The sequence below is a fragment of the uncultured Campylobacter sp. genome, assembly GCF_938018145.1.
GTDB lineage: Bacteria > Campylobacterota > Campylobacteria > Campylobacterales > Campylobacteraceae > Campylobacter_A.
The window spans coordinates 1-3,161 of the sequence record NZ_CALIII010000247.1; the positions used below are offsets into that span (position 1 = coordinate 1).

Consider the following 3,161-nt stretch of genomic DNA (forward strand, 5'->3'; position numbering starts at 1 on the left):
AAATTTACTTCAAATTTAAGTAAAAAAAGTTAAGGCGAAGTATTTTGAGATGATTTTTGGGGCTGTGCGGCTAAAATTTTGCATAGGCTAGACATGTAGTCTGCCGAGCAAAATTTTAGCAAACTCCGCAAAAAGCACTCAAAAGACGAGACTATATCAGAGAATCATCGCTCCGATGACGCCGCCGATTAACAGCGGTATATTAAAGAAGATGAAAGTCGGCACGCACGTATCGTAAATATGATTGTGCTGTCCGTCGGCATTTAGACCGCTCGTAGGCCCTAGCGTGCTATCGCTAGCGGGACTGCCCGCATCGCCCAGAGCTGCCGCGATACCCACTAGCAAGATGATCGCCGCCGGAGAAAAGCCCAGCGATAGCGAAAACGGTACGTAGATCGCCGCGATGATCGGTATCGTGCCAAAGCTCGTGCCGATACCCATAGTAACGAGCAAGCCGATAGCTAGCATCAGTATCGCGCCGCCCATTTTGCCGCCGGCGACTGCGCTAGCAAAGCTCACCAGCTGCTCGATACCGCCGCTCTCGCGCAAAACCGAGCCAAAGCCTGCCGCAACAAGCATGATAAATGCGATAAAGCCCATCATCGCTAGGCCGCTGTCCATGATTTTGTCGATTTTTCGGTACTCGATACCGCCAAAAACCACCATAACTAGTAGTCCTAAAAGCGCGCCAAGCGGCATGCTTTCGGTATAAATTTGCACTCCAAACGCCGCAACCGCACCGCCTAGCACCGCCCACTCTTTTTTCGTCATTTTTAGGCTTGCGGCCATCTGAGCCTCTTGCTCCTCGCTCGTTTCAAATTTGGTGTGCGCGTAGTCGCGTTTTTTGCGGTAAAAGACGAAAACGGCTAAAAGCAAGCCCACTAGCATAGAGAGGCCGCCGATCCACATCACGCTTGAGATCTCGCTCATCTGCACTTCTACGCCGTTGTTTGCGAGCTCTTTTTTGATGATGCCGTGAAAGATAAGGCCAAAACCGACGCTAAGGCTCACGTATGGAGCCTTTAGCCCGAAAGTAAGAGCGCACGCGACGGCTCGGCGGTCGATGCGTAGGCGGTTCATCAGCGGCAAAAGCGGCGGGATGAGAATCGGGATGAAAGCGATGTGAACCGGGATCAAATTTTGCGAGAGGCACGCGATCGCGGCGATTATCAGAGCAAAATAGGTGCTGGTTTTCGCTAGAGCCTTGCTAACGGCGTTTATGAGGATCGCCGTTAGGTTCGTGTTGGCTATCGCGGCTGCGAGCGCGCCGAGCAGGATATAGCTGAGCGAGGTTTCTAGGTTGCCTTTCATGCCTGTTATCAGCGTCGATGTAGTGGCCGTTAGCGCGCCAAAAAACGCCTCTACGCCGGCAAATCCGCCGTGATAGATGAGACCCGCGACTAGGGCGGAGACGAGGATAGAAAGCAGGATGTTAAACCTTAGCAAACAAAGCGCAGTCATCACGAGGATACTGATCACGACGGGGTTGGTTAGCATTATTTTCCTTTTTGTAAATCAAATTTCGCCGCCGGCCAAATTTGACGACTAGCGGCGAACGGGCGTCAAATTTATCTAACGCGGATGCCTACTTGCGGGCGAGGCGAATAGTAATAATCATCGCGTCTATCGCGGTATCCGTCATCATATCCGTCGTCATAGCCTCTTTCGTAGCTTCGGTCGTCGGATTTGCTAGTGCCGCCTTTTTTTATGTTATTGTTTTTTATGTACTGATCGACTAGCTTGTCGCGGTAGTCTCTGCCTCGGTCGGTTTGTCTGTAACCGCCGTATGGAGGGTCCATATATATCACTACGTCGTCGTCGTATCTATCTCGGTGGCGGCGTTTTTTGTATTTATGATGGTTATCCGGGATGACTATTAAAGATTCGTTTGAATAACTGTCGTAAGCGTTTGAAAAACTTAAACAAAGCGCTGAAAAAAGAGCGATTAAAACAAGTTTTTTCATGTCAAATCCTTTCTGGTTATTTCTAAATCATTTTATAACATCAAATTTAAAATAAAGTAAATTTTTAGCGCAAATATATTACAATTTTGTAAATTTCCCCAAGGAGTTATCAATGAAAAAGTCGCTTTTTAGCGCATCGAAGATCGCGGTTTTGGCTTTGCCTTTTCTTTTGACTGGTTGTATGTCGTCGATGAGTATGGGCTCACCTGGCGCTAAGACGGCAGCTACGGGCGCAGCTGCGGGTACAAACGTCCAAAATGCAAATCCCGGACTAACCAGATGTACCGAGTCTATGGGTACGCTTACGATTTACGAGGATAGAAACAGCGACTGGTACTCCGTCGTAACCAGGCAGTATAAGCTAACCTCCACCGTTCCGGTTCTTAGACTCCTAGCTCAGCAGTCAAACTGTTTCGTCGTTGTCGAGCGTAGCAAGGCATTTAACCAAATGCTAGAAGAGCGCGCGCTGATGGAGTCGGGCGAGCTTAGAAAGAACTCAAATTTCAAAAAAGGTCAGATGGTCGCCGCGGACTATACCTTAACTCCTACGATAACATTTAGCGAGAGCAACACTAGCGGCCTAGGCGGCGTTGTGGGCGCGCTATTTGGTTCGGTCGCAGGTTCGGTCGCAGGTAGTTTTAGCACGAGCGACGTGAGCACGATGCTAACTCTCATCGAAAACCGCTCCGGCGTACAGTTAGCAGCAGCCGAGGGAAGCGCTAGAAATATGGACTTTGCGGGTCTTGGAAGCATATTTGGTAGCAAAGCCGGCGGATCGCTAGGAGCTTACGCCAACACTCCTGAGGGCAAAGTCATCGTAGCGGCCTTCACCGACTCGATGAATAACCTAATCGACGCCGTCAGAAACTACAAAATGCAAACCGTAAAAGGCGGTCTTGGCGCGGGCGGCGCGATGAAAGTAGCGGATTAATTTACTTCGATAGGCTAGATGCGGCCAAAAGGCGTTCTAGCCTTTTTAAGCGCAAAGCAATCTCTCTGCATTGCGCTTAAATTTGAGCTTTCGGGTTCAAATTTTCTCACGATAAAACGTAAATTTTAGATCTTGCACGTATGATTGCCGTGCCGTGCACGCCCTTTCAAATTTTTATGCTTATGTAATTAAATAATTGATAAAATCGACTAAATTCCACTAAAAGGATCAAATTTGAGAAGCGACATCATCAAAAAAGGCTATAC

The 3,161-nt window shown here is 48.5% G+C and carries 3 protein-coding genes; 1 reads left to right on the plus strand and 2 read right to left on the minus strand.

Features of this window, described 5'->3' with window-relative positions; translation table 11 throughout:
• Positions 1-156 precede the first annotated feature (156 nt).
• Positions 157-1,497, minus strand: coding sequence for a Na+/H+ antiporter NhaC family protein (locus Q0338_RS05720; RefSeq protein ID WP_298085918.1), 1,341 nt, complete (start codon positions 1,495-1,497; stop codon positions 157-159).
• A 71-nt stretch (positions 1,498-1,568) separates the two neighbouring features.
• On the minus strand, positions 1,569-1,964 hold the full coding sequence (locus Q0338_RS05725; RefSeq protein WP_298085919.1) for a hypothetical protein: 396 nt from the start codon (positions 1,962-1,964) through the stop codon (positions 1,569-1,571).
• A 112-nt stretch (positions 1,965-2,076) separates the two neighbouring features.
• Between Q0338_RS05725 and Q0338_RS05730 the strand changes: the two genes are divergently transcribed.
• The gene (locus Q0338_RS05730) at positions 2,077-2,895 is read left to right on the plus strand and encodes a CsgG/HfaB family protein (protein WP_298085920.1); all 819 of its coding nucleotides are present in this window, start codon (positions 2,077-2,079) and stop codon (positions 2,893-2,895) included.
• The last annotated feature ends 266 nt before the right edge of the window (positions 2,896-3,161 follow it).

Bases quoted from the DNA above. Each gene is read 5' to 3' on its own strand.
- Q0338_RS05720 (WP_298085918.1), bottom strand. From the start codon at position 1,497: ATGCTAACCAACCCCGTCGTGATCAGTATCCTCGTGATGACTGCGCTT.
- Q0338_RS05725 (WP_298085919.1), bottom strand. From the start codon at position 1,964: ATGAAAAAACTTGTTTTAATCGCTCTTTTTTCAGCGCTTTGTTTAAGT.
- Q0338_RS05730 (WP_298085920.1), top strand. From the start codon at position 2,077: ATGAAAAAGTCGCTTTTTAGCGCATCGAAGATCGCGGTTTTGGCTTTG.